Raw genomic sequence first — 24,325 nt, 5'->3', positions numbered from 1 at the left:
ATTCAGTCGCCGATGAATCGGATCGTCTGACCCGGACGAGCTTGGCCGAGTCGGTCGATATCTGCGTCCGTTACTACTGCGACTACGGGATATCCGCCGGTGATGGGGTGATCTGCCAGAAAGACGACGGGTTGGCCGCTGGGCGGAACCTGGATCGAGCCGAGGGCCACGCCTTCCGTCGGCAATTCGAGTCCGGCGGGTCGCTGCAGGAGCGCATCGGTGCCGACGCGATCGAGGCGCGCGCCGATGCGGTCGGAGTCCGTCGAGACTGCCCATCGCCCGGCAGTCAAGGCTTCCGGATTGACGAATCGGTCTGCGCGAGGACCGAATACAACTCGAATATCGAGGATTCCGCCCGAAACCTGATGGACAGGTGCAACGTCTACCAACGGAAATGCAGCCGGAGTCGGTCCGATCGGGAGTATGTCATTTGGCTTGAGGGGCGCCGGGCCGATCCCGGAAAGTGTGTCGGTGCTGCGTGATCCGAGAATCTCGGGCACTGCAATTCCGCCCCGAACAGTCAGATACGTCCGCAGTCCGCTGGGCGCGTAGTCCAGCCGAACAACCTGGCCGGGATTGACGACGATGATGCTCGAATGACCAACAGGGACACCGTCGCGGTACGCCTGCGCGGGGGCGCCGGTGAATGCGAGTGTCATCAACTGATGTGCACGGAGGCTGAACCCGCCCATCAGGATTTCGATCCCCGCGGCGTCTTCGGGGTTGCCGACGAGCCGATTGCCGAGCCCGAGTGATCGCCTGTCGGCAGCACCGGAAACTCCGACGCCGGAGCGTAAGTGGCCGGTCCGGCCGAGATCCTGGATCAGGCTCAGCGGACCGGTTTCGAGAATCTCCAGACTATTCATCGTTCTTCCTCGTTTACGAACTGCACACGTCGCCCGGGCTGCACGGCTGCGGGCGGTGTGGCATTCAAGTCCCACATCACGGCGTCGGTGCTGCCGATGATCTGCCAGCCGCCCGGGGAGGCGCGTGGGTAGACAGCGCTGTATCCACCGGCCAACGCAACGGAACCGGCGGGCACCGCAGTGCGCGATTGGGGTCGACGCGGGATGTCGAAACGAGTGTCTTCGGACGTGAGGTACGCAAAGCCTGGTGCAAATCCGATGAAGGCGCAGCGCCACACCGCCGACGTATGGGCTGAAATGACTTCTGCACGGCTCATTTTCAGGGTCTTTGCGACGTCGTCGAGGTCTGGTCCGTCGTAGCGGACTTCGATGACGAACGGGGCCTCGTCGGAACCACTGTCCGTGACCGCGTCGGACATGGTGTGCGCCAACTCGTTCAGATCATGACGCACGTGCGTCAGATCTGCCGTCGGTGTGCAGGTCACCAGGACTGTGCGGGCGGCGGGAAGGAAATCCTCGACACCGGCGGGAGTATTGCGTGTGAGGGCATGGATGAACGCAAGAACTTCGGCCTCGGACTCGAGGTCCACCAGAAGTGCGCGTTCACCGGCCGGAAGGATTGTCAGGCGGTTCATGCGAAGGCCTCCACACGAATGCGGGCGTTGATCAGTCCGGCCTTGATGGACTTGGCCATAGTGACTGCGCCGGGCGAATCGCCATGGACACAAATACTTTTCACCGGCATCGAGATGGTGATTCCGTCGGCGGTGATGACCGTTCCCGTGCTGGCCAAATCGATTGCCTGCGCTGTCGCGGATTCGGGATCGGCGAGGACTGCGCCGGGTTCGGTTCGCGGAGTGAGTTTGCCGAATCGGGTATAGGAGCGATCGGCGAAACCCTCGGAGACGAACTCGATTCCGTGGAGCTCGGCAGCTTTCTGCAGGTGAGAGAGTGGTGGACCGAGCAGCGCCAGGGAATTCGAGGATTCGGTCATGGCAGAGACGATAGCGTCGGCGAGCTCGGCACTCTGCGATGCGGAGTGGTAGAGCGCGCCATGAGGTTTGACGTAGGTGACGGCCGAGCCTGCCGCGTGAGCGAATCCTGCCAGAGCACTGATCTGGTACAGGGTTTCGTCCTTCAGATCACCCGGAGTGATGTCGATGTTTCGCCGGCCGAAGCCCACCAGGTCACGAAAACCGATGTGCGCTCCGATGGATACCGAATGTTCGACGGCCATTTCGCAGGTACGACGCATCGTCGCCGGATCGCCGGCATGAAATCCACAGGCGATGTTGGCACTCGACACAATGTCGAGGAGCGCCGTATCTTCGCCCATCCGCCAGTCTCCGAAGCCTTCTCCGAGATCGCAATTGAGGTCGATGTTCATGGCAGATCCAAGGTGTATTTGCTGTCCGGAACGTCGGTGATCAGCATGTGACCGGGTGCGTGTGTGATGGCGAACGGGAGTTTCGATGCCATCACTGCCGCTTGCGGTGTCACGCCGCAAGCCCAGAACATTGGAACGTCGCCGGGCTGGAATTCGACGGCGTCGCCGAAGTCGGGACGGCCGAGATCGGCAATACCGAGTTCGGCAGGGTCGCCGATGTGGATGGGCGCACCGTGGACGGCGGGCATGCGGGCGGTGATTGCGCGTGCGAGTTCGATCTGTTCGGCGGGGATCGGACGCATCGACACGACGGTCGGCCCGCTGACGCGTCCGGCGGGTCGGCATTCCCGATCGGTGATGTACATCGGGACGTTTCGATTCTGCTCGACATGGCGAAGCGGGATCCCCGCCGCGACAAGAGGGTGCTCGAAAGTGAAGCTGCAGCCGATGTGGAACGCCACCAGATCGTCGCGCCAGTACTGCGTCGCATCCTCGATTTCGGCGGTCAGTTCACCGTCGACCCAGACGCGATACAACGGAAAGTCCGTCCGGATATCGGCGTCGGGAGCCAGGATCGTCGTGAATTCGCCGGCGTCGCTGACGTCGAGGACGGGGCAGGGCTGGGGGTTCCGCTGTGTGAACAGCAGAACCTCGTACGCCCAGTCCTTGGGAACGGCAATCAGATTGGTCTGCGCGAAACCTGGTGCAATTCCCGATGTGGGGAACACTGCTCCGGCTCTGAATCCCTGCCGAGCTGAGCTCGGATCGGGGTTGGTGCGATTGCCGATCACGGTGGTGTCCATTCCTCGAAGCAGTCGATTCCTAGCGACAAGCGATCAGGTGAGCTCGCGTCCCAAGGTTTCGGGTAGGCCGAAGAGTGCGATTACGGCGATGCCGTAGCCGATGGCACCGAAGATCATGGCGCCGCCGATGCCCAGGCTGCTGGCTGCGAGGAAACCGACGATGGCGGGGAACACGGCGCCGACAGCGCGACCGAAGTTGTATGTGAATCCCTGTCCGGTGCCCCGGTGGGCAGTCGGGTAGAGCTCGGAGAGGAATGAACCGAATCCACTGAAAATGGCAGACGTACAGAAGCCGAGGGGGAATCCGAGAATCATGATGAGAGTGTTCGCGCCGTCCGGAACCTGGGTGTAAAGCACCATGAACACGGCGGACAGGGTCGCGAACAACTGCATGGTGCGCTTGCGTCCGAGCTTGTCGGTGAGGATGCCGCCGCTGACGTAGCCGAGGAATGCACCGCCGATGAGGATGGCGAGATACCCGCCAGTGCCCACGACGTCGAGACCGCGCGAGTTCTTCAGATACGTCGGCAACCAGGACGCGAGGGTGTAGTAGCCGCCTTGAACGCCGGTGGCGAGAAGGGACGCGAAGATCGTGGTCCGGAGCATCGGGCCCCGGAAAATGGCTAAGAAGGAACCCTTTTCAGCTTTTGCCGACTCCCGCTTCTCCGTGATTACTTCCGGATCCTTGAGGTTGCGTCGTACCCAGATGATGAGGAAGGCGGGAAGGACGCCGGTCCAGAACAGAACGCGCCAGGCGACATCGGGATCGAAGAGTTGGAAGACAACGGTGTAGATGACAACCGACAGTCCCCAGCCCACAGCCCAGGCGCTCTGGACGAATGCAACTGCGCGGCCGCGGTACTCAGGCTTTGCGTACTCGGCGACCAGGATCGCGCCGGCTGCCCACTCTCCGCCGAAGCCCAGTCCCTGGAAAGCGCGGAAGATCAGCAGCGTCTCGAAGTTGGGTGCAAAACCGCACAGAACCGTGAAGATCGTGTACGTCGCGACAGTCACCTGCAATGTGCGGACGCGGCCGATGCGGTCCACCAGGATGCCGGCCAGGATGCCGCCGAGTGCGGAGACCACCAGTGTGACGGTGGTGAGGAGGCCGGCCTGCCCCGTCGTGAGTCCGAAGTACGCGGCGATCGCGGCCAACCCGAGGGGCAGTACCTGGAAGTCGTACGAGTCGAGACCGTAGCCGCCGAAAGCGCCGACAAATGCCTTCTTGCCCTTCGGTCCGAGCGTGCGGAACCAGTCGAACGGGCGCGGCGGGGCACCTGCGATTTGTAGCGGAACGGTCATCGGTACCTCGCGTGAGAAGAAAAGTCAGGACCCTTAAGGTACAAATCGTTCAACGATCCTGCAATACCCTGAAGGGATAATTAATTTATCGGAAACTTTCGGGTGGGCTGTCGCGAGCAGACTGGACGGACCGCTCTCACTATGATGAGTGCAGCGACAAACGACTAGGAGCACACTTGACCAGCTTGAATCCTCCGAAAGAGGATGCGCACGCCGCGTTGGCCGCCCATCGAGGACAACTCGAGCGGACGAGTCGAACAGTGCGCGTTGCAGGAATTCTGCGCGAGTTGATCATCGACGGAAGCTTCCGTCCGGGCGCCAGATTGTCTGAACCTGACATCTGCACCGCCTTGGATGTCTCCCGAAACACCGTCCGCGAAGCCTTCCAGATCCTGATCGAGGACCGGTTGGTTTCACACGAACTCAACCGTGGCGTGTTCGTTCGGGTCCCGTCCATCGAGGACGTTGCTGAGCTGTACATCTGCCGCCGGGTGGTCGAGTCGGCCGGCGTTCGAGACTTCGATCCTGCGACGGGCGACCTCGACGCGCTCGCCGACGCCCTCGAGCTCGCCGAGGAACGACTGGCTGCCCGGGACTGGACTGCCGTCGGCACGGCAGATATCCATTTTCATCGTGCGATCGCGGGTTTGAACAACAGCAGCCGCATCGACCAGTTGATGGGTGGGGTGTGGAACGAACTCCGCTTGGTCTTTCACGTCATGGACGACCCGCATCGATTCCACTCGCCGTACCTGGCCAGGAATCACGAGATCTACAGCGCGTTGAAGTCCGGCGAAAATGCGCTGGCCGTCGAACTGCTCCAGAAGTATCTCGATGATGCCCGGATTCAGATACTTGCGGCGTACCCGACATTGTCTCGGTCCGCTGGGTCGACTGTCGCCACCTAACTCGGAGAACGGTCGGTAGGGTATGGCCCGCGGCAACCCTGCCGGACGACCGTTTCGGAGTGACCGTTGACGAATGTACTGATCGTTGTACTGATACTTGTCGTGATCGCGGCAGTGGCCTTCGTGGTCCTACGCGGACGCAAGAGTGCTCCAGCCGGACGCGTAGATCCGCTCGCCGACTATCCGGAGGTCTACGACCCCCACAAGATCGGTGTCGGCGACATCATCACCTACGCGGGGATCGATCACGTGGTCCGCGGAACCATCACCCTCGACGAAGAGGGATACATCTGGCGTGAGCACCTGATCGACGGGTCGACCGGCCGACGCTGGCTCACCGTCGAGGACGACGAGGGCGAACTCGAGATGACGCTCTGGATGCGCCGTGAGGGCACGAATCTCGAACCGAGCGGCGACGTCATCCTCGACGACAAGGTGCATCGCAAGATCGAGAGCGGAACGGCCCGGTTCACCGCCGAAGGCACAACAGGAACAGCGCCGTCGGGTTCGATGGACTACGCCGACTATGCGACGGCCGACAAGACTGGCCTCATCGCATTCGAGAGATGGGCACGCGGACAGTCGTGGGAGGTTTCCACTGGACGCGCGGTGACTCGCAGTGAGTTGACGGTTATTCATTCAGGCCCGCCGCAGTGAGTGTGCATCTCCTCGCAGTGGAGCCCACCGACGTGGATGCGTCGGCGCTCGGTCTGCTCCTGGACGCGCCCGCCCCGCCGGTTCTGGCGCAACTTGTCATCGAAAACGTTGATGGCGCTTTGATTTTGGGGGTGCTGGGAGCGTCGCATGTGGTGACGGCTCGTTCGCAGGGGGAGATGCTGACCGAGCAGGTGTCCTGCGATGCCGTCGGCGCCGGTGGGGATCCTCTGCCGCGAGCCGAAGTAGTCGGACCTTATGAATTCGAATCCGTCACTGAGACTGTTGATCGCGCTGAGTTCGACGCCGCCGCTATCCGGTTGAAGGGTAGAGCTTCGGAGGAAGGCTGGATCTGCGGAGCGTTTCCCGGAGATGAATCAGCACTCACGGTTTTGTCCGGCAGTAGCGCCGGGCATGGATGGGCTTGGCAGAGTTGGCATTTGTACCCCGGGGAGGGGACAGGAGTGATCGTGAAAACGTCGAGTAGGTGGAATCCGTGAAGGCATGGCTTGTTCCCGGATTGATCGTCATGGCTTTCGTGCTGTCGTCCTGTGGCGGAGGCGCCAAGGACTTCATCGCGGACAACTATTCCAAGAGTTCGCAAGTCGGTGATGTTGCTTTGTACTCGTCGAAAGATCCTGTCGGAAAAACGGTATCGAAGATCGTCGACGCCGACGAACCTGCTGCGCGTAGTGCCGACGGAGGCAATGAATACCTGCGCTACGACGACGACATCGTCACCGTGAGTGCTGGCTCCGGTGGCGGCAGCACTATCAAGGTCGAAGACATCGACGGCACCTATCGCAGCGGCGGATACGCCTACCTGGGGCCGGGATTCAACCCAGGATCACCCGTGAGTGGCAGTAGTGGCAGCGGCGGATCGGGTAGCGCGAAATGAGCACCTCGAACACTATCAACGGGAGAAATACGTGACCTTCATCCTTGCGTCCGCAACCACCGAGATCGGAACCGTCGACGGCCTCGAACTGGTCGGTGGTGTTCTCGGAACCTTGGCCTACTTCGCTGTCGGTGTCGCAGTTCTGGTCACCGGGTTTCTGGTCCTCGATCTCATGACGCCGGGCAATCTCCGCCATCAGGTGTACGTGGACAAGAATCCGAATGCCGCAATTCTGTTGGCGTCCAATCACCTTGCGCTCGCGATCATCGTGGTGACCGCAATCTTGACCAGCTCTGACGGCTTTGCGCAGGGGCTTGCAGACTCGGCAGTGTACGGACTGTTCGCCATAGTCCTGCAGGCAATCGCGCTGCGGTTGATGAACGTAGTCCTGCCCGGAAAGTTGGTTGCGCTGGTACAGGATCCGAAGATGTGCGGTGCGGCCTGGGCGGTAGGCGTGAGCTTGCTGTCCATCGGTTTGGTGAACGCCGCCGCGCTTACCTGATGAGTGTCGCTGATGTGAAAGTCTCATCTTCGATGCTTGGTGCCCGGGCGCGGGTACTGTTGCTCGCGGCCGTCGCGGCCTGTGCTGCCTGCGGGCTGATCTACGAGTTGGCTCTGCTCACATTGTCGGTCAGCCTCACCGGCGGCGGGATAACCCAGACCTCGCTGATCGTCGCCGGCTTTGTTGCTGCCTTGGGCGTCGGCGCGCTCGCGGCAAAACCGTTGTTGGGGCACGCGGCTATTTCCTTTGTGACAGTAGAGATTCTGCTCGGCATCATCGGCGGTTTCAGTGCCGTCACGTTGTACGTCACTTTCACGTTCTTCGGTTCCAGCGCGGCCGTACTGGTGGTTGCGACAGCGTTGATCGGCACACTGGTGGGGGCCGAAGTGCCTTTGCTGATGACATTGCTGCAATCCGGACGCGATGACAATGACGCGCAAAGCGCCGGCAAAGTTCTTGCCAATCTCAATGCAGCCGACTACTTGGGCGCCCTGGTCGGCGGACTACTGTGGCCGTTCGTTCTGCTGCCCTGGACCGGAATGATCCGCGGCGCCGCCATCACCGGAATGATCAATCTTGTTGCCGCAGCAGCAGTTGCGTTGATCTTGCTGCGGTGGCAACTGAGCCTGCGTGCCCGGCTGATCGCGGTGGCGGCAATGCTGTTGGCGGCGAGCCTGATCGGATGGTTGTTGATCGCGGCATCCGATATCGAAACCACGGCCCGTCAGCGCCTGTACACCGATCCTGTAGTCGCGGCCGAGCGCTCCGTGTACCAAGAAATTATCGTCACCGAGCGCAACAACGACACCCGACTGTTTCTCGACGGCGACCTGCAATTTTCCAGCGTCGACGAACATCGGTACACCGAATCGCTGGTCTATCCGGCTCTCTCGAACAATCCGCAGCGGGTACTGATACTCGGCGGCGGCGACGGTCTTGCCGCACGCGAAGTACTGCGACTGCCCAGCGTCCAGGAAATCGTGCAGGTCGAACTGGATCCTGCCGTCATCGAATTGGCCAACACCCGACTGCGATTGTTGAACGGTGGTGCGCTCGAAGACCCACGCGTTCACGTCGTTGTCGACGACGCTTTCCGGTGGTTGCGTGACAAGTCCGAACCCGGCTTCGATGCTGTCATCATCGATCTTCCCGACCCCGACACACCAGCCCTGGGCCGGCTCTACTCGATGGAGTTCTACGGACTTGCCGCTGCCGCACTCAATCCCGGCGGCTTGATGGTCGTCCAATCCGGCAGCCCCTATTCGACGCCCGATGCGTACTGGCGAACCGTGTCCACGGTCTCTGCCGTCGGATTGGGAGTGTCGCCGTACCACGTGTACGTGCCCAGTTTCGGGGACTGGGGGTACGTTCTTGCTCAGGTGGGCGGCGTTCCGCCGGAACTTCGACTGCCCGCTGACGTTCCGGAACTGCGCTTCCTCGACGAGCCGACATTGGCGTCGGCCTCGGTCTTTCCGCGGGATCGTCCCCGCCGCGAGATGGAACCGTCGACACTCGATCGACCCCGGATAGTTGATGACATGAGAAAAGGTTATGAACGCTAACCTGCTGTGCGCCTTTATTAACCGCGGGCGGTCAATAAAGGCGCACAGCAGGTCCCAACCAGAAGGACTTTCATGCTGAGTGCACTCGGCCAATCATTACCGATTGCAGTCGGCTTGGCTTTTGTCTCCATCCCGATGGCCGTTGTGGTGCTGATGATGGTTACTGCCGGTGCGCGAGCTTCCGTTGCAGCGTTCATTCTGGGCTGGGTCGTAGGTATCGGCGGTGTTGTGGCACTGACGATCACGATTGTCGACACTGCGGTGCCCGAGACCGAGGCTTCGCGCTGGGCCAGTATCGTTCGGATAGTGCTCGGGTTTGTGCTGTTCGGACTTGCGTTCAAGCAGTGGCGATCCCGGCCCCGCGACGGAGCGCAGCCCATGCAGCCCAAGTGGATGTCGAGCGCTGGTTCGCTCAGTCCACTGAAATCGCTCGGGCTTGCCTTGCTCTCGGTGGCTAACCCGAAGAACTCTGCTCTCGCAGTCTCGGGTGCTGCGGCGATCGCAGCCGGAACCTACGTTGTGGCGGAGCAAGCCGTCGCCGCTGTTGTTTTCACTGTCATTGCAAGTGTCGGCGTCGCTGCCCCGGTTGTGGTCAATGTGGCCCTCGGTGATCGCGCCGCGTCGGTGCTCGACTCAGTTAAAGCCTGGATGACCGCGAACAACGCAGTCATGATGACCGCGATCTTGGCACTGCTCGGGGTGATTGTGCTCGGTGAAGGTTTGAGTGGTCTCAGCTAGTCGATGCGGGTAGATCGACAGTCGTGGTCGCCTACCATTGAGCAGTGACCGTTTCCTCTGTTGATTCCCCTGAAGATGCTGCCTTCGCAACTGCTGCCATGGCAGCTTTGCGTGAGTCTGGCCCGCTGAGTCTGGAACAGTGGGCGCTCGCGCTCGGAGAATTCGGATCGGTAGACGAGATTGCCGAAGTCCTCGAGCTCCTCGACGATCCCCTGGTGGGGTTTCTCCCCGGAGACAAGTACGTCGCTCTGGATGCTCTCCTTGAAGGTCTGGTGTTCACGCACCGCCTGAGCGATATCGAAATCTCCGCGAATGTGCTCGAGGCCAGCCCCGATCTGGATCCGATCCTAGGATTTGTCCACGTCACCGACGGATTGCGCGTCGTGGAAGTCGAACACGAGACTGAACTGCTGAACGAGCGCGGTTTTGAATCGGCGGGCAGTCGTCGCGTCATCCTTCTGTCGCCAGGCTCACTTGCGGACTACTCGGCTGGTGATCTGGTTGGACTTGCCGTCGAGGACGGGCAGTTGACGTTGCGTGCCGCCGAGGTCGAGGACGAGCCGGATCTTGCACCAGTGCTCGGAAAGATATTTGCGGCTAATGGTGTGGAAGCACTGGATTCAGCGTGCTGGCAACTTGTCATCGAAGATCCTGAACTGTTCACGGTTCCGAGCCCGCCGCTCGATGAACTGTTCGAGGCGGCAGGATACGAGCATCAGCGAGAGTTGCTTGCTGAGCGCGGGTTCGACTTCATCGCGTACGACGTGCAACTTCGCACCGCTTCGGTTGCATCGAGGTACAGCCTCGGTCACGACGAAGCCGTAGCCGTCGTGGCATTTGTGGATCTTGCTGATCGCGGCTATGCCGATGCAGCCATCGACAACTTCGATATCCAGGACTGGGCTCGTAGACACATTGCCGCAGCGCCCGATTCGTTTGCATCCCTAGCTGATCCCGGGGTTGCGGTGGCGGTCTTCGATCTGGGGTTCCGCAATCAAGACCCGGCGAGCGACATGATTCTCGAGGCTCTTGCCCTCGAAATGGCCGGGCACGGGCCACGTGCGGTGAAGCCGGCGGCCCATTGGCTGGCCGGCAAAGCGGCAGATCGACTCGGACGGGTTCTTGAAGCCGAAGCGCACTACGAGAAGTCGCTGGAGTGGGAAGCTGATTGGGGCCCAGCACTTTTCGAGTTGGCGCAGTTCGCATCCGATCGTGGAGATGTGAATCGGTCATTGTCGCTCCTGGGCAGAATTGACGGTGGGACTCAAGAAGCCCTCCACGAGGTCCTGCAAGCATTCTTGCCAGTCGAACATCTCGAACTGGGACGGAACGACAAGTGCTGGTGCGGATCCGGCCGTAAATACAAGGTCTGTCACCTGGGCAAGATCGACGAGTCGATACTCGAAGACGGCCGCTGGTTGTACAAGAAGGCCTGCATGTTTGCCTTCGCCTCCGAATTTGCCGACAGGTTGGTCGAACTCGACAACCTGGCAAGCGTGAACCTGAGCGAAGAAACCCTACGGAGCAGAACGATCTTCGAGGGGCCCGCGCTGGACGTTGCACTTTTCGAGGATGGACTCTTTGCCGAATTCCTTGCCCGACGCGGTGAACTGCTTTCGGAGAAGGATCTCGCTACTGCCACCGAGTGGCTGGGAACACGGCGTTCGGTGTACGACGTGAGCTCTGACGGAGCGACGATGGTCGATCGCCGAACCGGAGAGACGGTGAAGATGGGCGCTACAGGTCAGCCTGGCGACGTTCTCAGCGCTCGAATCTTGGTCGCCGGATCGACGACTCAGGCCGTCGGTGGCGTCGTACTCACCTCTGATCAGCAAATTGCTGATGTACTCCGGGTTCTGGCTGCGGATGATATCGATCCCGTCGAGTTGGTGACGGTGTTGAGTTAGAGACGCTTCGGTCGCCGCTGTTCTGCACAACCTTCATCTCCGACTGATGCTGTCTGACCCCGAAAGAGTCAACCCGTTAAAGTTGTATAGGTGACCGAACCGATGGATCCTAATGACTTGATCGCCGAAGCTGCGATGGAGTTATTGCGTCAGCATGGCCCTCAGACCGCGACGGACTGGGGAAACTTGCTGGCCGAGGCCGGGCATGGCACGGCCGACGACATGACTGAGTTTGTGGAGTACGTCGAAGATCCGCTGCTCGGATATTTGAGTGGTGAGCGTTACGCAGCTCTCGACACACTCTTCGAGCATCGAGTACTCACTCATCGGCTCACCGACGCCGAGATCAGTTCAGGCGTACTCGACGCCAATCCTGATTTGATGGTCCTGCGCGTCTTCCTCGACAGCTTCGAGGAAGACGAGGACCGGGAGATGCGCGTCGTACATCGCGGTCTTGACGACGACATCCTTGCCGAACGCGGAATCGACGATCCGAAGTTTCCGGCTGATGAAGGTTTCCTGCTGGCCTCCGACGCACTCTCCGAATGCTCGGCCGGCGATTTGATCGGGCTTTTTGTCGCGGACCGTGAGTTGACGTTGTGCACGATCGCCGAAGTGCTTGATCCTGCCCCCAGCTTCGGGAACGCACTCGGGAGCATCCTCAGCGAGACCGGTGCTGAAACCCTCGACGCGATTGTCTGGCAGCTGATGCTCGAGGATCCGTCACTGTTCCGCCAGCCGGCCGCCCCCTTGGGCGAACTGCTCGACTCCGCGGGATACGTGCGCGACGGTGACTACGTCGCGATCGAAGGTTTCGATTTCGAGGCCTACCACCTGGCGAACCGCGCCCGGATGCTCGAGATCCGCGACAATCTGCATGCAGACGAAGCAGCAGCGGTCATCGCGCTCGTCGATCTCGTGTCGGCTGCGCACCTCGAGTTCCCCGAAGACACTTCGGGCATCGGTGATTGGGCACGCAAACAGATCACGGAAAACCCTCAGATTTATGTGGGTATTGCCGAGCCTCCGGCAGCGGCGGCGGCCCTCGAATTGTTGTCAGAACTCGACGACCATGACGAGGTATTGCATGCGGTAGCCACAGCACTGGCAGACAAGGGGCCGCGTCGTGTGAAGCCTGCTGCGTACTGGCTCGCCGGTAAGGCTGCAGACAGTCTGGGCAAGATCATCGTCGCCGAGGCGTACTACGAAAGCGCGCTCGACCGCGATCCCGATTGGGTCCCAGCAATTTTCGATCTCGCACTTCTGGTCGCGGATCGCAGCGATGCGACGAGGGCGCTTGCTTTGCTCGGTCGAATCGAAGGCGGCGAGTCCGAGATTCTGCACGACGTCCTTGCGCGATATGCACCGGCCGATCACCCCGAGCTGGGTCGTAATGACAAGTGCTGGTGCGGGTCTGGACGCAAGTACAAGGTCTGCCACCTAGGTAAGTCGGAAGTTACTTTCGACGACCGGGCAAACTGGCTGTATGTGAAAGCGCAGTTGTTCTCGCGCACACCGGAGTACTTCGACGAGGTATTCGACCTTGCCGAGGTTCGTGCGCAGCATTGGGATGACGAGGACGCGCTGACCCGCGCACTCGAAGGCGGATTGGCAGTCGACGCAGCACTATTCGACGGGAACATCTTCGAAGCGTTCATCGCGCGTCGTGGTGAACTACTGCCTGCCGACGAGTTGGAACTGGCGCAGCGGTGGTTGGAGGTGCCGCGGTCGGTGTACGAGGTTGTCTCGACGGTACCGGGTACGTCGCTGACGTTGAGTGACGTCCGTACCGGAGATGTTCACGACGTCTCCGACGAGTGGGGCAGCCTGAACCTCGAAGCCGGTGCACTGGTGTGCACCCGGGTTCTGCCGGCCGGAACAACGACCCGCACATTCGGTGGTATCGAACCAATTGCAGCGGAAGACAAGGATGCGTTGATCGCGTTGATCGACTCGCCGGATACCCAGCCGTGGCAGTTGGTCGAGTTCCTCAGCGCGCGGTTTGCATAGGCTTCGCCTGTGCGCCGTTTTGGTAGTGGGAGCTACCAAAACGGCGCACAGGGGCTCTGCCCCTAAGGAGTAACCTGAGCCGTCATCATCTGTGCGAATCCGTCGCCGTAGGGCGGCAGCATTCCCCACTCGCCGCGCGGATCATGTTCTGCTGCTTCGAATACCGAACGAGCGTGGCTGAACTCGAGGAAGCCCTCGCGGCCGTGGTAGTGGCCGATACCGGAAGCGCCGACGCCACCGAATGGTGCGTCGTTGAGGCCGGGATGTGACATCGCGTCGTTAATCGTGACACCGCCGGAATTGGTGCGATCGAGTACCGATTCCTTCTCGTCGAGGTCGGTGCCGAAGTAGTACAGCGCCAACGGCTTCGGGCGTGAGTTGATGTCTGCGACAACCGCATCCATCTCGTCGTAAGGCAAGACCACAACGGCCGGTCCGAAGATCTCTTCCTTCATGATCTCGGCATCGGCCGGGGGATCAACGACGATACGCAAGGGGCGTCGACGTGTCTCGGACGAAAGCTCTTCGTCGGGAACGGTGATGATGCGGGCGCCGCGCTCGGCTGCGTCGGCGATGTATCCCTCGATGCGGGCAAGATGGCGATCGCTGACGATGGACACCATGTCGGTGTTGTCGGCAACGGTCGGGAAGAGTCCGGTGAAGGAATTGGTGAACGCGGTAATGAAGCGTTCAGTGCTCTCACGAGGCACGTAGATGAGGTCGGGGGAGACGCACAATTGCCCGGAGTTGGTGGACTTCGCAATGGCCAATCTGTATGCAGCCTCGTCTAGGTCGGCACTCTTGCCCAGAACGCTCGGCGATTTTCCGCCGAGTTCGAGGGTGACCGGCACCAGGTTCTTGGCGGCATTTGCCATGACCAATTTGCCGACGGTGGTGCTTCCGGTGAAGACCAAGTGGTCGAAGGGAAGTGAAGTGAGGTGGTCGGCTACATCGGGTCCGCCTGTGACTACAGCGATTTCGAGCGGATCGAGATGTCGTGCGGCGGCCTCGGCCAATACGGCAGCGGTGTTCGGAACGATCTCCGAGGGCTTGAGGATGGCACGGTTGCCGGCTCCGAGTGCGCATGCCAGCGGGCTCAGGAGAGTGAAGAGTGGAGCATTCCACGTACCGATGATGCCGATGGAACCCTTCGGCTGGTACGTGACGTACGCAGTGGCGCCCAGTTGATCCTGAAGTTCACCGGCGGTTCGGGGTGAACGAATCATCCAGTCTTCGAGGGAATCTCGAACATGCTTGAGTGAAACCATCGATCCGAGAACGTCATTCATGACCGAGTAGGCCGGTAGACGGCCACCGAAGTCCTCGTTCATGGCTTCGGTCAGATCTTTGTGATTTGCCACGAGCAGGTCGATCACCTGTTGGATGCGTTCGCGGCGCTGCTCTGCGCTCGGCGCTCCCGCAGCGCGGGTGGCGTCCTGTTGCGCTTGCAGAATCTGAGCAAGGTCGGTGGTGATGACGGCTTCGGTGCTCATGGGCACTCCTCGTAGTGGCGAAATATTGACCGAACGGTATCGACGCTGCGGCAACAGTGGCCGATACGTCTCGTTGACCGGGACGGAATAGCTTGGTAGAGAGGTTGTATGTCGGGAACACAGGTAAGTCGGAGCGCTGTACGCACGTCCATCGACGAGTCAGTGGGATTGGGGTTTCTGACACTCGATCAGCCGGCGAGGCGCAACCCTCTCTCCGCGGAGACCATGCGTGAAGTGACAGCGGGACTTCGTGAATTGTCCGCGGACGAACGGGTGCGTGTTGTGATTGTTCGCGCCGAGGGTCCGGTGTTCTCGGCCGGACACGATCTGACCGAGATGATCGGCCGCACGCTCGACGAGGAACGCGCGATTTTCGACGGATGCACCGAGATGATGGAAACCGTTCAGGCAATCCCGCAGCCGGTCATCGCGGCCGTTCAGGGGCCGGCGATTGCCGCCGGTTGCCAGCTGGCGGCGTCGTGCGACCTCGTTGTTGCGGCGTCGAGTGCCGTTTTCGGAACGCCGGGAGTGAAGATCGGCCTGTTCTGCTCCACCCCGATGGTGGCCCTGAGCCGGGCTGTTGGTCGCAAACGAGCGATGCAGATGCTGCTGACGGGTCAGGCCATCGGCGCCGATACAGCGGCGGACTGGGGACTGGTCAACTTTGTCGTCGACGCATCAGACCTCGATCGGGAGGTGCGGGATCTGGCCGCAAAGATTACGACGGCCAGCCCGTTGACCGTTCGGATCGGCAAGCAGGCGTTCTACCGCCAGATCGATCTACCGCAGGCGCAGGCGTACGAGGCGATGGCCGAAACAATGGCGACCAATGCGGTCACCTGTGATGCTCAGGAAGGTATGCAGGCCTTTGTGGAGAAGCGGGCCCCGGAGTGGCAGAACAAATGAGCGGACGAACGGTCGGGGCCTTCCTCAATACTTGGACGTCCTATAACCTGTGCCCATGAGCCTGGACCCGCGTACCAATACCGTCGACGGAGTGCTGCGGCGCTCGGCAGCCAAATACCCCGATCGTGTGGCCGTGGTCTTCGAGGACCGCACTCGCACGTATCGAGACCTCGACGACGCTGTCACACGGGTCGCGGCGCATCTGCTGGGGTTGGGACTCGAGCACGGTGATCGGGTGGCCGCCTACGGAACCAACTCCGACGCCTATGTCATCGGGTTCCTGGCCTGTGGGCGAGCCGGTTTGGTGCACGTCCCGATCAACTACGCACTCAAGGGCGACGAATTGCGTTACCTCGTAGCGCAGTCCGGCGCCCGAGCGGTTCTGGTGGATCCAACGCTTGCCCCGACCCTCGACTCGGTGCGCGCAGACCTGGACCTCGATCACGTGCTGGCGTTGCGAGATGCCGAACTGTCGGTGGTCACGATCAGTGAGGCTGGGGAGGTGCCGGACTTCGAGCCGCGCGCATCATCGACCGATCTAGCGCAGTTGCTCTATACCTCGGGAACTACGTCGAAGCCCAAGGGCGCGATGATGTCTCACGGTGCATTGGTCCACGAATACGTGTCTTCGGTGATCGCGCTCGCGCTCGACCAGGCTGATAATCCGCTGATCTGCATGCCGATGTACCACTCTGCGGGAATGCACGTATTCATGCTTCCGTACCTGTCTGTCGGTGCCACGGTCAATGTGATGGCGGCACCGAATATTCCGGAGATCCTGCGCCGCATCGAATCCGAGAAGATCGGGTCACTCTTTCTGGCGCCGACGGTGTGGGTGCCGTTGGCCAATCATCCCGATCTGGAAACGCGGGATCTCTCGTCGCTGAAGAAGGCTCAGTACGGGGCGTCGATCATGCCGGTGACCGTGCTGAACCGTCTGCGGGAGCGTTACCCCGACATCGGCTTCTATAACTGCTTCGGCCAATCCGAAATCGGTCCGCTTGCAACGGTTCTGCAACCCGAGGAGCACGCCGAGCGACCTTCCGCGTGTGGTCGCGCCGTGTTCTTCGTCGAGACCCGCGTCGTCGACGCCGACGGTAACGATGTGTCGGACGGTGAGTCGGGTGAGGTTCTCTACCGTTCGCCGCAACTCTGCAACGGCTACTGGGAGAATCCCGAAGCGACAGCAGAAGCGTTCCGCGACGGGTGGTTCCACTCCGGAGATCTTGTCGTGCGAGACGCGGAGGGGTTCATCACCGTCGTGGACCGGATCAAGGACGTCATCAACACCGGCGGCATCTTGGTGGCATCGCGCGAGGTCGAAGACGTAATCTACACCCATCCTGACGTTGCCGAGGTTGCGGTGATCGGGACGCCGGACGAGAAGTGGATCGAAGCGATCACCGCGATCGTCGTGCTCAAGGACGGTCAGGATTCGCTGACTCCCGCGGCGCTGATTGCGTATGTGAAGGAAAAGGTCGCTCCGTTCAAGGTGCCCAAGCACGTTCGGTTCGTGTCTGAACTGCCGCGCAACCAGAGCGGAAAACTGCTGAAGAGAGAACTCCGGACCGTCTGACATTTGGACTCGAGCTTGTTGGTACTTCGTCAAAGAAGGTGCCGCCGTCAACATCTCGTCGGACTTGGGTAGGATCGGTTCCGGAGGGCTAGGCACTCCATTCTGCGGCCACGATGCGCCCGAATCGATGCCGTCCAATCGGAAATGATTGACGTGGAGTCGACAAACCGGTTGGCGGATATGGGAACAATCGAATTTCAGGCAGGTCGGAATCATCCGACCTGCCTGATCTCGATCTTCCTGCCGTGCGACGGGCCTATGCCCGGGCGCCGCCCTCTGAATCTGAGGCCCACGCATCCTGACGGATAGGAATTTTCACATGTGTAGCAATGGCATCCAGTCCACGAAGACCACAGAAGCTGACGCAATCGTCGAGCGCAGAGGTCACGTTCTCCTTATTACGATCAACCGACCGGCCGCCCGAAACGCGATCAATGCGGCAGTAAGCGCGGCCGTGGGTGGCGCTCTTGTAGAGGCGGAGCACGACCCCGAGATTCGGGTCGTGGTGCTCACCGGGGCCGGCGATAAGTCATTCTGTGCCGGAGCCGATCTCAAGGCTATCTCTCGTGGCGAGAGCGTGCATGCTCCCGGCAACGAGCAGTGGGGATTTGCCGGCTTCGTGAAGAATTTCATCAGCAAGCCGATCATCGCAGCTGTCAATGGAGCGGCATTGGGTGGCGGCACGGAATTGGCGCTCGCTGCCGACCTGATTGTGGCAGCCGAGAGTTCAACCTTCGGGTTGCCAGAAGTCAAGCGTGGCTTGATCGCTGGTGCCGGTGGAATGTTCCGACTACCTGCGCAGATCCCGCAGCGACTTGCGATGGAGATGATGTTCACCGGCGATCCGATTTCAGCGGAGAAGGCACTCGAGTGGGGCTTGATCAACCAGATAGCAGCTGACGGTTCTGTTGTGGACGCCGCACTTGCGCTGGCTGAGCGAATCTCGGTGAATGCGCCGTTGTCAGTGCAGGCAACCAAACGCGTCGCCTATGGAGTTGTCGGCACAGAGCGTGTCGACGAGGCCTCGAAGTGGGAGATGTCGAACGCAGAGTGGTACTCGGTGTTGAGTAGCGAAGACGCCAAGGAAGGGCCAATTGCGTTCGCGGAGAAGCGCGCACCGATCTGGAAGGCGCGCTGACCGTTGTCGTGAACAGCTGAGCACCTTCGGTAGAGCTCTGACTCTTCCGAAGGTGCTACTGGTCCTCGTCCTGTCGACTCTGCGTGTAGGCGCCCGTCACCTGAGTAGGTTCCACTGAATGGGGGTGTCGAGTACGTCCTTGAACTCGAGTTCGGTATACCGGGCGTGTGCCTGGATATGCACGTTCATCAGTTCCTGGGCTCTATTCGCGTCATGGGCGGCGATGGCATCGTAGATATCTTCGTGGATTGTGCAGCTGGCGATGCGCTGCTTCTCCGGGTAGTCGATTCCCATGGCTGTTCCGTCCAGGATTCCCAGGAGAGCGCTGATCAGATGGCCGAAGAGTTGGTTTCCGGATCCTTTGGCGACGAGATCGTGGAATCTCTCGATCTCGTCGTGGAATTTTTGAGGATCGTTCATGTGTAGACGTGTTTCATCGACGTTGATCTTCAACTCTGCGATCGCCGTATCGCTCATTCTGTTTGCGGCCAGGCGCGCCATCATCGGTTCGAGTGCAGTGCGAGCCTCGACGATTGTCCGGAATGGCGCCTTTTCGAACTGAAGTAGCAGGGTCAGGGCAGTGGCCAGGACATCACTGTCCGGATGCTGGACTACCGGCCCGCCGCCTGGTCCGGGTTTGAGTGAGATCACGCCCTGTAGTTCGAGGAACCTCAGGGATTCGCGTAGAACCCCTCGGCCGACTCCGTACTCCTGGATCATGAGATGTTCGGGTGGGAGTCGGTCGCCGATGCTGTGGCCGCCCCGAGCGATATCGGAGACGATGCGTTGGGCGACGAGTAGTGCGGTTTTCTTCGGACGTAACGATGTCTGTGCCATTCCGGAGCCTTTTGGTTGAGTGCGACCCAGAGCTGGGGTCCTGCTGTATCCAGCTAGCTGGTGTTCTTTCTGGTACCGCGATAGGCCACTGACCTCGCGTTTTGCGAGTTCCGTTGCTTGTGAGGCGGAACGACTGAACCCTATTGATGTATACCATTGTCATGATCCGCTTCACAATGACTAAATCTCTTGTTATGGTTCGTACGAAAAGGTCTTAGCGGGTGGTTACGGCCACTCGAAGCGTGACTGTCGGCAAATCAGTGACTACCAAGTGGGTGCAATGGGTATCGAAATGGTTCTGGATATGGCGACGTCGGTATATCCGGACAGGCTGGCGGTGGGGCGACGCGGCGACGGAATGTCCTATCAGCAACTCAGCGACTCGGCCGCGGGCGGTGTCACGGTGCTGCGGGAGTTGGGCGCACGTGACCTGGTCTTTGTCGGTGTCAATAGCGCTGCTCTGCCTCTGTTGGTCTTCTCGGCCGCGCGGGCGGGGGTGCGATTTGCGCCCTTGAACTATCGACTCGCAACCGATCAGCTTCTCGAACTCATTGCGCAACTGGATGATCCGGTTGTCGTGGCCGATGTCGCGTACCGGGACAAGCTGGCCGCGTCAGCCTCGATCGTGTTGACTACCGATGAGTTCGTCAAGCGTGCCAAAGCTGCTCCCGCGACGGAAACCGTACCGGCGCCGGACGATGCAACGGCAATTGTACTGTTCACCAGCGGTACGACGTCTGCACCCAAGGGCGTGTTGTTGCGCCATCAGCACCTGCTGTCTTATCTCCTGAATACCGTTGAATTCGGTTCTGCCGGTGAGGAACAGGCGACATTGGTCAGCACGCCGCCCTACCATATTGCCGGCATGGGCGCGGTGCTCAGCAACGTCTACGGGACGCGGCGGATGGTTCATCTTCCCGATTTCACCCCGCAGTCCTGGCTCGATCTCGTCCGCGAGGAATCGATCACCAGCGCGATGGTGGTGCCGACGATGTTGGCGCGCGTCGTGCAGCACCTGGATGGTGCCCCGGCTGATACCCCGGCGCTCGAATCCCTGGCTTACGGCGGTGCGCGCATGCCTCAACCGGTGCTCGAAAGTGCACTCGCGGCATTCCCTCAGACCGGGTTCGTCAATGCCTACGGTCTGACCGAAACCAGCTCCACCATTGCAGTTCTAGGCCCAGAAGATCACCGTGAAGCGCTGGCCGATCCGGCATTGCGCGGCAGACTGGGTTCGGTGGGGCGCATCGTGCCTGGTATGGAGGTCGAGGTCCGCGATGAGGCGGACAACGTGCTCGGCGACGGTGAGACCGGTCTGCTTTGGGTACGCGGCGCTCAGGTCAGCGGCGAATACATGGGTAAGGGCTCCGCGCTTGACGTGCAGGGATGGTTCCCCACCAAAGACCGCGCCCGCGTGGAGGGAGAGTTTCTCTACATCGGTGGCCGCGCGGACGACACCATCATCCGCGGCGGCGAAAACATCGCGCCGGCGGAGATCGAGGACGTACTGGTGCACCATCCCGCCGTTCAAGAGATCGCTGTCATCGGAATGCCCGATGACGAATGGGGTGAGCGGATCTGCGCCGTAATCGTCTTGAAGGGCAACGACATTCCCGATCACGAGGACATTCGCGACTGGTGCCGCAGTCGCTTGCGAGGCTCGCGAACTCCGGACGAGGTCGTTTTCGTCGACGAATTGCCCAAGACCGCAACCGGCAAGCTTGTCCGCCGTGATCTGGCTGTCCAGATCACGGCTCCTAATCTCTGAAATCCCGACACTTCTTATTCTGGAGGCCTCATGCGCAACGCCGTGATCGTCGATATCGTCCGCACCCCGTCGGGGCGCGGCAAGCCTGGCGGCGCTCTGTCCGGGCTACATCCGGTCGATCTTCTGGCTAGCACGCTACGAGCGCTCATCGCGCGCAACGACTTCGATCCTGTACTGATCGACGATGTCATCGGTGGCTGTGTCAGTCAGGCGTCCGAACAGGCTGGCAACCTCACGCGAAACGCGGTCTTCGGTGCCGGGCTTCCAGAATCCGTACCCGCAACGACGGTCACGCGGGCTTGCGGATCGAGCCAGCAGGCCGTGCACTTCGCCGCTCAGGGCGTCATGTCCGGTGCCTACGATGTTGCTGTCGCCTGCGGCGTCGAGTCGATGAGTCGTATTCCGATGGGCACCGCTTCGATGGGCAAGGACTTGCAGGGTGGCGCCGTCACCGCGCGGTACCCGGAAGGTTTTGTCAATCAAGGCATCTCGGCTGAACTGGTGGCACGCAAGTGGGGTTTGACCCGCGACGACGTGGACCGGTACGCACTGCTGTCGCACCAACGTGCTGCCGCGGCTGCTACGGCCGGTGACTACGACAATGAGATCGTTGCCGTCGAGGTCGACGGTGTCCGCCGTGATGTCGACGAGACGGTACGGCCGTCTACAACGATGGAAAGCCTCGGCAAGCTCCATCCGTCGTTTCGAACGGACGAGGCGAATACCCGCTTCGGAGAACTCGATTGGATGATCACGCCGGGCAACTCCTCTCCACTCACCGATGCAGCCGCAGCCACTCTGATCATGTCCGAGGAGAAGGCTGCAGAGCTCGGACTGACGCCACGTGCGCGGTTCGTGGACTTTGCAGTGGCGGGCGATGATCCCCTGTTCATGCTGACGGCGCCGATCCCGGCAACTACCAAGGTTCTCGCGCGTGCCGGTCTCTCGGTTGCCGACATCGACGCATTCGAGGTCAACGAGGCGTTCGCGTCGGTTCCGTTGGCCTGGGCGCGGGAACTCGATGTGGACCTGGCCAAGGTCAACCCTGTCGGCGGGGCTATTTCTCTGGGGCACGCGATCGGCGCTTCGGGCGTTCGACTGCTGGCCACGATGGTCAACCATCTCGAGCGCACCGGTGGCCGCTACGGCCTCCAGACCATGTGCGAGCACGGTGGTATGGCAAACGCTCTCGTGATCGAGCGAAACTGAGCTCCTCCGTTCGCTGCACGTCCACATAATCTGCAAGGGTGAGGAATTCACAACATGAAGGTCAATGACAAGGTCGCTCTCGTCACCGGTGGCGCCTCGGGTCTGGGTCTGGCTACGGCGCGAGCACTGCTCGATCAAGGTGCCAAGGTTGTCCTGCTGGACCTGCCCACTTCCAACGGTGCTGCCGTTGCAGAAGAATTGGGAGAGCGTGCTCGGTTCGCTCCCGCCGATGTCACTGACGAGGTCGCTGTCGCGAGCGCTCTCGACATTGCGGATTCTTTCGGCGAACTCCGGGTGGCGGTCAACTGTGCCGGAACCGGACGGTCTCTGCGGGTTGTCGGTCGCCAGGGTGTGTTCCCGATGGACGTCTTCACTCGTGTCGTCTCGATCAACCTGTTCGGAACATTCAACGTGACGCGACTGGCAGCAGAACGTATGGTGCGCAACGAGGTCGAGGGCGAAGAGCGTGGCGTCATCATCAATACCGCGTCAGTGGCCGCGTTCGACGGACAGATCGGTCAGGCAGCATACTCGGCGTCCAAGGCCGCCGTTGCCGGTATGACGCTCCCGTTGGCACGTGATCTGGCTTCGCACGCCATTCGGGTCGTCTCCATCGCTCCGGGCCTGTTCGACACTCCGTTGCTGGCAGGCCTGGGTGATGAGGCGAAGGCATCGTTGGGTGCGCAGGTGCCGCACCCGAGCCGTTTGGGTGCACCGGGCGAGTTCGGTTCGCTCGCTGCACATATCGTGTCGAACCCGATGCTCAACGGTGAGGTTATTCGTTTGGATGGTGGCATTCGGATGGCTCCGCGGTGACCGCGATCGCGACCGGGCACGTGCTCAGTCGGGAATGGCGACTGGTGCACTACCTGAACGGCCAGCCGAACGACACCGATGTCGAACTGGTGACAGTTGAAGTCGATGAGCCGGATCCAGGTTTCGTTCGGGTCGAGAACGAGGTTATGTCGGTGGAGCCGTACATGCGAGGCCGGATGTCATCGCGCTCGACCTACGCAGATCCGTACGTGCTCGGGGAAGCCATGCGAGCGCCCGCTATCGGGCGAGTGACTGCGTCGTCGTCGGTGGAAATTCCGGTTGGCGCCACGGTGCTGCACGATTTCGGTTGGCGTGAGCATGCGCTGGTACCGGAAACCGCTTGCACGGTTGTCCACGGACAGGCCAGCGTTTCCGCTCTCCACCTGGGCCTACTCGGTATCCCCGGTATGACGGCATGGGTCGGTGTACGACGGATTGCCCAGCTGAAGTCAGGTGACGTCGTTTTCGTCTCTTCCGCTGCGGGTGCAGTCGGTTCGACGGTGGTGCAGATTGCAAAAGCTCTGGGCTGCACAGTGATCGGGAGTGCCGGATCTAAAGACAAGGTTGCGTTGGTTCGTGAACTCGGCGCGGATGCGGCATTCGACTATCACGACGGTTCGGTCGGCACTCTGCTTCGCGGGGCACTGGCAGAACTGGGCGCACCGGGTCTGGACGCCTACTTCGACAACGTGGGCGGAGATCACCTCGAGGCGGCGATTCGGGTGCTCAATGATCATGCACGCGTGGCATTGTGCGGGATGATCAGCATCTACAGCGCGGAATCACCGCAACCCGGCCCCAGCAATCTGATCAAGCTCGTGTGGCGCCGTGCTCGGATGGAGGGCTTCTTGCTTCGTGATCATCGCGATGCCCGCCCGGAATTCGAGGCAGACATGCGTGAGTGGCTCCACGTCGGTGCGGTGCGGGCTGTGGAGACAGCAGTGCCGGGTGGTATCGAAGGAGCGTGGGCGGGCTTTCTGGGGATGCTGGACGGCACCGGAACCGGGAAGACGATTGTCCCGCTCTGATTCCGCGGCCCAGATGG

23 protein-coding genes are annotated in these 24,325 nt (G+C 61.0%); 16 read left to right on the top strand and 7 right to left on the bottom strand.

Going from position 1 to position 24,325, the window contains the following annotated elements; genetic code table 11:
* Positions 1 to 2: 2 nt before the first annotated feature.
* From MTX36_RS18795 to MTX36_RS18775, 5 genes are read right to left on the bottom strand one after another with little or no spacing between them, the layout of a single operon-like run.
* Positions 3 to 866 carry a biotin-dependent carboxyltransferase family protein gene (locus tag MTX36_RS18795; protein ID WP_243621201.1) on the bottom strand — a complete coding sequence of 288 codons (864 nt, stop codon included), beginning with the start codon at positions 864 to 866 and terminating at the stop codon, positions 3 to 5.
* Entirely contained in the window at positions 863 to 1,501 is a 639-nt protein-coding gene (locus MTX36_RS18790; RefSeq protein WP_243621200.1) for an allophanate hydrolase subunit 1, read from the bottom strand. The genes MTX36_RS18795 and MTX36_RS18790 overlap by 4 nt, the downstream gene beginning before the upstream one ends.
* Positions 1,498 to 2,253, bottom strand: a complete 756-nt coding sequence (locus tag MTX36_RS18785) for a LamB/YcsF family protein (protein ID WP_243621199.1) — start codon at positions 2,251 to 2,253, stop codon at positions 1,498 to 1,500. Before MTX36_RS18785 ends, MTX36_RS18790 begins: the two co-directional genes overlap by 4 nt.
* On the bottom strand, positions 2,250 to 3,056 hold the full coding sequence (locus MTX36_RS18780; RefSeq protein ID WP_243621198.1) for a putative hydro-lyase: 807 nt from the start codon (positions 3,054 to 3,056) through the stop codon (positions 2,250 to 2,252). Before MTX36_RS18780 ends, MTX36_RS18785 begins: the two co-directional genes overlap by 4 nt.
* A gap of 33 nt (positions 3,057 to 3,089) precedes the next feature.
* Positions 3,090 to 4,358 carry an MFS transporter gene (locus MTX36_RS18775; protein ID WP_243621197.1) on the bottom strand — a complete coding sequence of 423 codons (1,269 nt, stop codon included), beginning with the start codon at positions 4,356 to 4,358 and terminating at the stop codon, positions 3,090 to 3,092.
* Positions 4,359 to 4,534: 176 nt separating this feature from the next.
* Here MTX36_RS18775 and MTX36_RS18770 point away from each other — a divergent pair, with 176 nt between their 5' ends.
* From MTX36_RS18770 to MTX36_RS18730, 9 genes are all read left to right on the top strand, one after another.
* A complete protein-coding gene (locus MTX36_RS18770) occupies positions 4,535 to 5,266 on the top strand; it encodes a GntR family transcriptional regulator (RefSeq protein WP_243621196.1) in 732 nt (243 codons plus the stop codon).
* A gap of 66 nt (positions 5,267 to 5,332) precedes the next feature.
* A complete protein-coding gene (locus MTX36_RS18765; protein ID WP_243621195.1) occupies positions 5,333 to 5,923 on the top strand; it encodes a DUF4178 domain-containing protein in 591 nt (196 codons plus the stop codon).
* Positions 5,920 to 6,420, top strand: a complete 501-nt coding sequence (locus MTX36_RS18760) for a DUF2617 family protein (protein ID WP_243621194.1) — start codon at positions 5,920 to 5,922, stop codon at positions 6,418 to 6,420. The genes MTX36_RS18765 and MTX36_RS18760 overlap by 4 nt, the downstream gene beginning before the upstream one ends.
* Positions 6,421 to 6,449: 29 nt before the next feature.
* Positions 6,450 to 6,818, top strand: coding sequence for a DUF4247 domain-containing protein (locus MTX36_RS18755; protein ID WP_243621224.1), 369 nt, complete (start codon positions 6,450 to 6,452; stop codon positions 6,816 to 6,818).
* 31 nt (positions 6,819 to 6,849) lie between these two features.
* Positions 6,850 to 7,320: a DUF350 domain-containing protein gene (locus MTX36_RS18750; protein WP_094270232.1), complete on the top strand. Its 471-nt coding sequence runs from the start codon at positions 6,850 to 6,852 to the stop codon at positions 7,318 to 7,320.
* Entirely contained in the window at positions 7,320 to 8,882 is a 1,563-nt protein-coding gene (locus tag MTX36_RS18745) for a polyamine aminopropyltransferase (RefSeq protein ID WP_243621193.1), read from the top strand. Before MTX36_RS18750 ends, MTX36_RS18745 begins: the two co-directional genes overlap by 1 nt.
* 72 nt (positions 8,883 to 8,954) lie before the next feature.
* Positions 8,955 to 9,620, top strand: a complete 666-nt coding sequence (locus MTX36_RS18740) for a GAP family protein (protein WP_243621192.1) — start codon at positions 8,955 to 8,957, stop codon at positions 9,618 to 9,620.
* A 44-nt stretch (positions 9,621 to 9,664) separates the two neighbouring features.
* A complete protein-coding gene (locus tag MTX36_RS18735) occupies positions 9,665 to 11,527 on the top strand; it encodes an SEC-C metal-binding domain-containing protein (RefSeq protein WP_243621191.1) in 1,863 nt (620 codons plus the stop codon).
* Positions 11,528 to 11,629: 102 nt separating this feature from the next.
* Positions 11,630 to 13,537, top strand: a complete 1,908-nt coding sequence (locus MTX36_RS18730) for an SEC-C metal-binding domain-containing protein (protein ID WP_243621190.1) — start codon at positions 11,630 to 11,632, stop codon at positions 13,535 to 13,537.
* Between the two features lie 62 nt (positions 13,538 to 13,599).
* Here MTX36_RS18730 and MTX36_RS18725 read toward each other — a convergent pair whose 3' ends face one another.
* Positions 13,600 to 15,030, bottom strand: coding sequence for an aldehyde dehydrogenase family protein (locus MTX36_RS18725; protein ID WP_243621189.1), 1,431 nt, complete (start codon positions 15,028 to 15,030; stop codon positions 13,600 to 13,602).
* 108 nt (positions 15,031 to 15,138) lie between these two features.
* Here MTX36_RS18725 and MTX36_RS18720 point away from each other — a divergent pair, with 108 nt between their 5' ends.
* From MTX36_RS18720 to MTX36_RS18710, 3 genes are all read left to right on the top strand, one after another.
* The gene (locus MTX36_RS18720) at positions 15,139 to 15,936 is read left to right on the top strand and encodes an enoyl-CoA hydratase (RefSeq protein ID WP_243621188.1); all 798 of its coding nucleotides are present in this window, start codon (positions 15,139 to 15,141) and stop codon (positions 15,934 to 15,936) included.
* 55 nt (positions 15,937 to 15,991) lie between these two features.
* Complete coding sequence (locus tag MTX36_RS18715) at positions 15,992 to 17,512, top strand: acyl-CoA synthetase (RefSeq protein ID WP_243621187.1); 1,521 nt, start codon at positions 15,992 to 15,994, stop codon at positions 17,510 to 17,512.
* A gap of 319 nt (positions 17,513 to 17,831) precedes the next feature.
* Positions 17,832 to 18,650 carry a crotonase/enoyl-CoA hydratase family protein gene (locus MTX36_RS18710; RefSeq protein WP_243621186.1) on the top strand — a complete coding sequence of 273 codons (819 nt, stop codon included), beginning with the start codon at positions 17,832 to 17,834 and terminating at the stop codon, positions 18,648 to 18,650.
* A gap of 96 nt (positions 18,651 to 18,746) precedes the next feature.
* Here MTX36_RS18710 and MTX36_RS18705 read toward each other — a convergent pair whose 3' ends face one another.
* Positions 18,747 to 19,487, bottom strand: a complete 741-nt coding sequence (locus tag MTX36_RS18705) for a FadR/GntR family transcriptional regulator (protein ID WP_243621185.1) — start codon at positions 19,485 to 19,487, stop codon at positions 18,747 to 18,749.
* A gap of 280 nt (positions 19,488 to 19,767) precedes the next feature.
* Between MTX36_RS18705 and MTX36_RS18700 the strand changes: the two genes are divergently transcribed.
* From MTX36_RS18700 to MTX36_RS18685, 4 genes are read left to right on the top strand one after another with little or no spacing between them, the layout of a single operon-like run.
* Positions 19,768 to 21,255 carry a class I adenylate-forming enzyme family protein gene (locus MTX36_RS18700; protein ID WP_243621184.1) on the top strand — a complete coding sequence of 496 codons (1,488 nt, stop codon included), beginning with the start codon at positions 19,768 to 19,770 and terminating at the stop codon, positions 21,253 to 21,255.
* A gap of 30 nt (positions 21,256 to 21,285) precedes the next feature.
* Positions 21,286 to 22,464, top strand: a complete 1,179-nt coding sequence (locus tag MTX36_RS18695) for a thiolase family protein (RefSeq protein WP_243621183.1) — start codon at positions 21,286 to 21,288, stop codon at positions 22,462 to 22,464.
* A 54-nt stretch (positions 22,465 to 22,518) separates the two neighbouring features.
* The gene (locus tag MTX36_RS18690; RefSeq protein WP_243621182.1) at positions 22,519 to 23,280 is read left to right on the top strand and encodes a 3-hydroxyacyl-CoA dehydrogenase; all 762 of its coding nucleotides are present in this window, start codon (positions 22,519 to 22,521) and stop codon (positions 23,278 to 23,280) included.
* On the top strand, positions 23,277 to 24,308 hold the full coding sequence (locus MTX36_RS18685; protein WP_243621181.1) for an NADP-dependent oxidoreductase: 1,032 nt from the start codon (positions 23,277 to 23,279) through the stop codon (positions 24,306 to 24,308). Before MTX36_RS18690 ends, MTX36_RS18685 begins: the two co-directional genes overlap by 4 nt.
* The last annotated feature ends 17 nt before the right edge of the window (positions 24,309 to 24,325 follow it).

Origin of the sequence: Rhodococcus sp. ARC_M6, assembly GCF_022810305.1 — a bacterium.
GTDB lineage: Bacteria > Actinomycetota > Actinomycetes > Mycobacteriales > Mycobacteriaceae > Rhodococcus_F.
The sequence above is the reverse complement of the archived record's forward strand: the minus strand, read 5'-3'. Positions and strand labels throughout refer to the sequence as shown.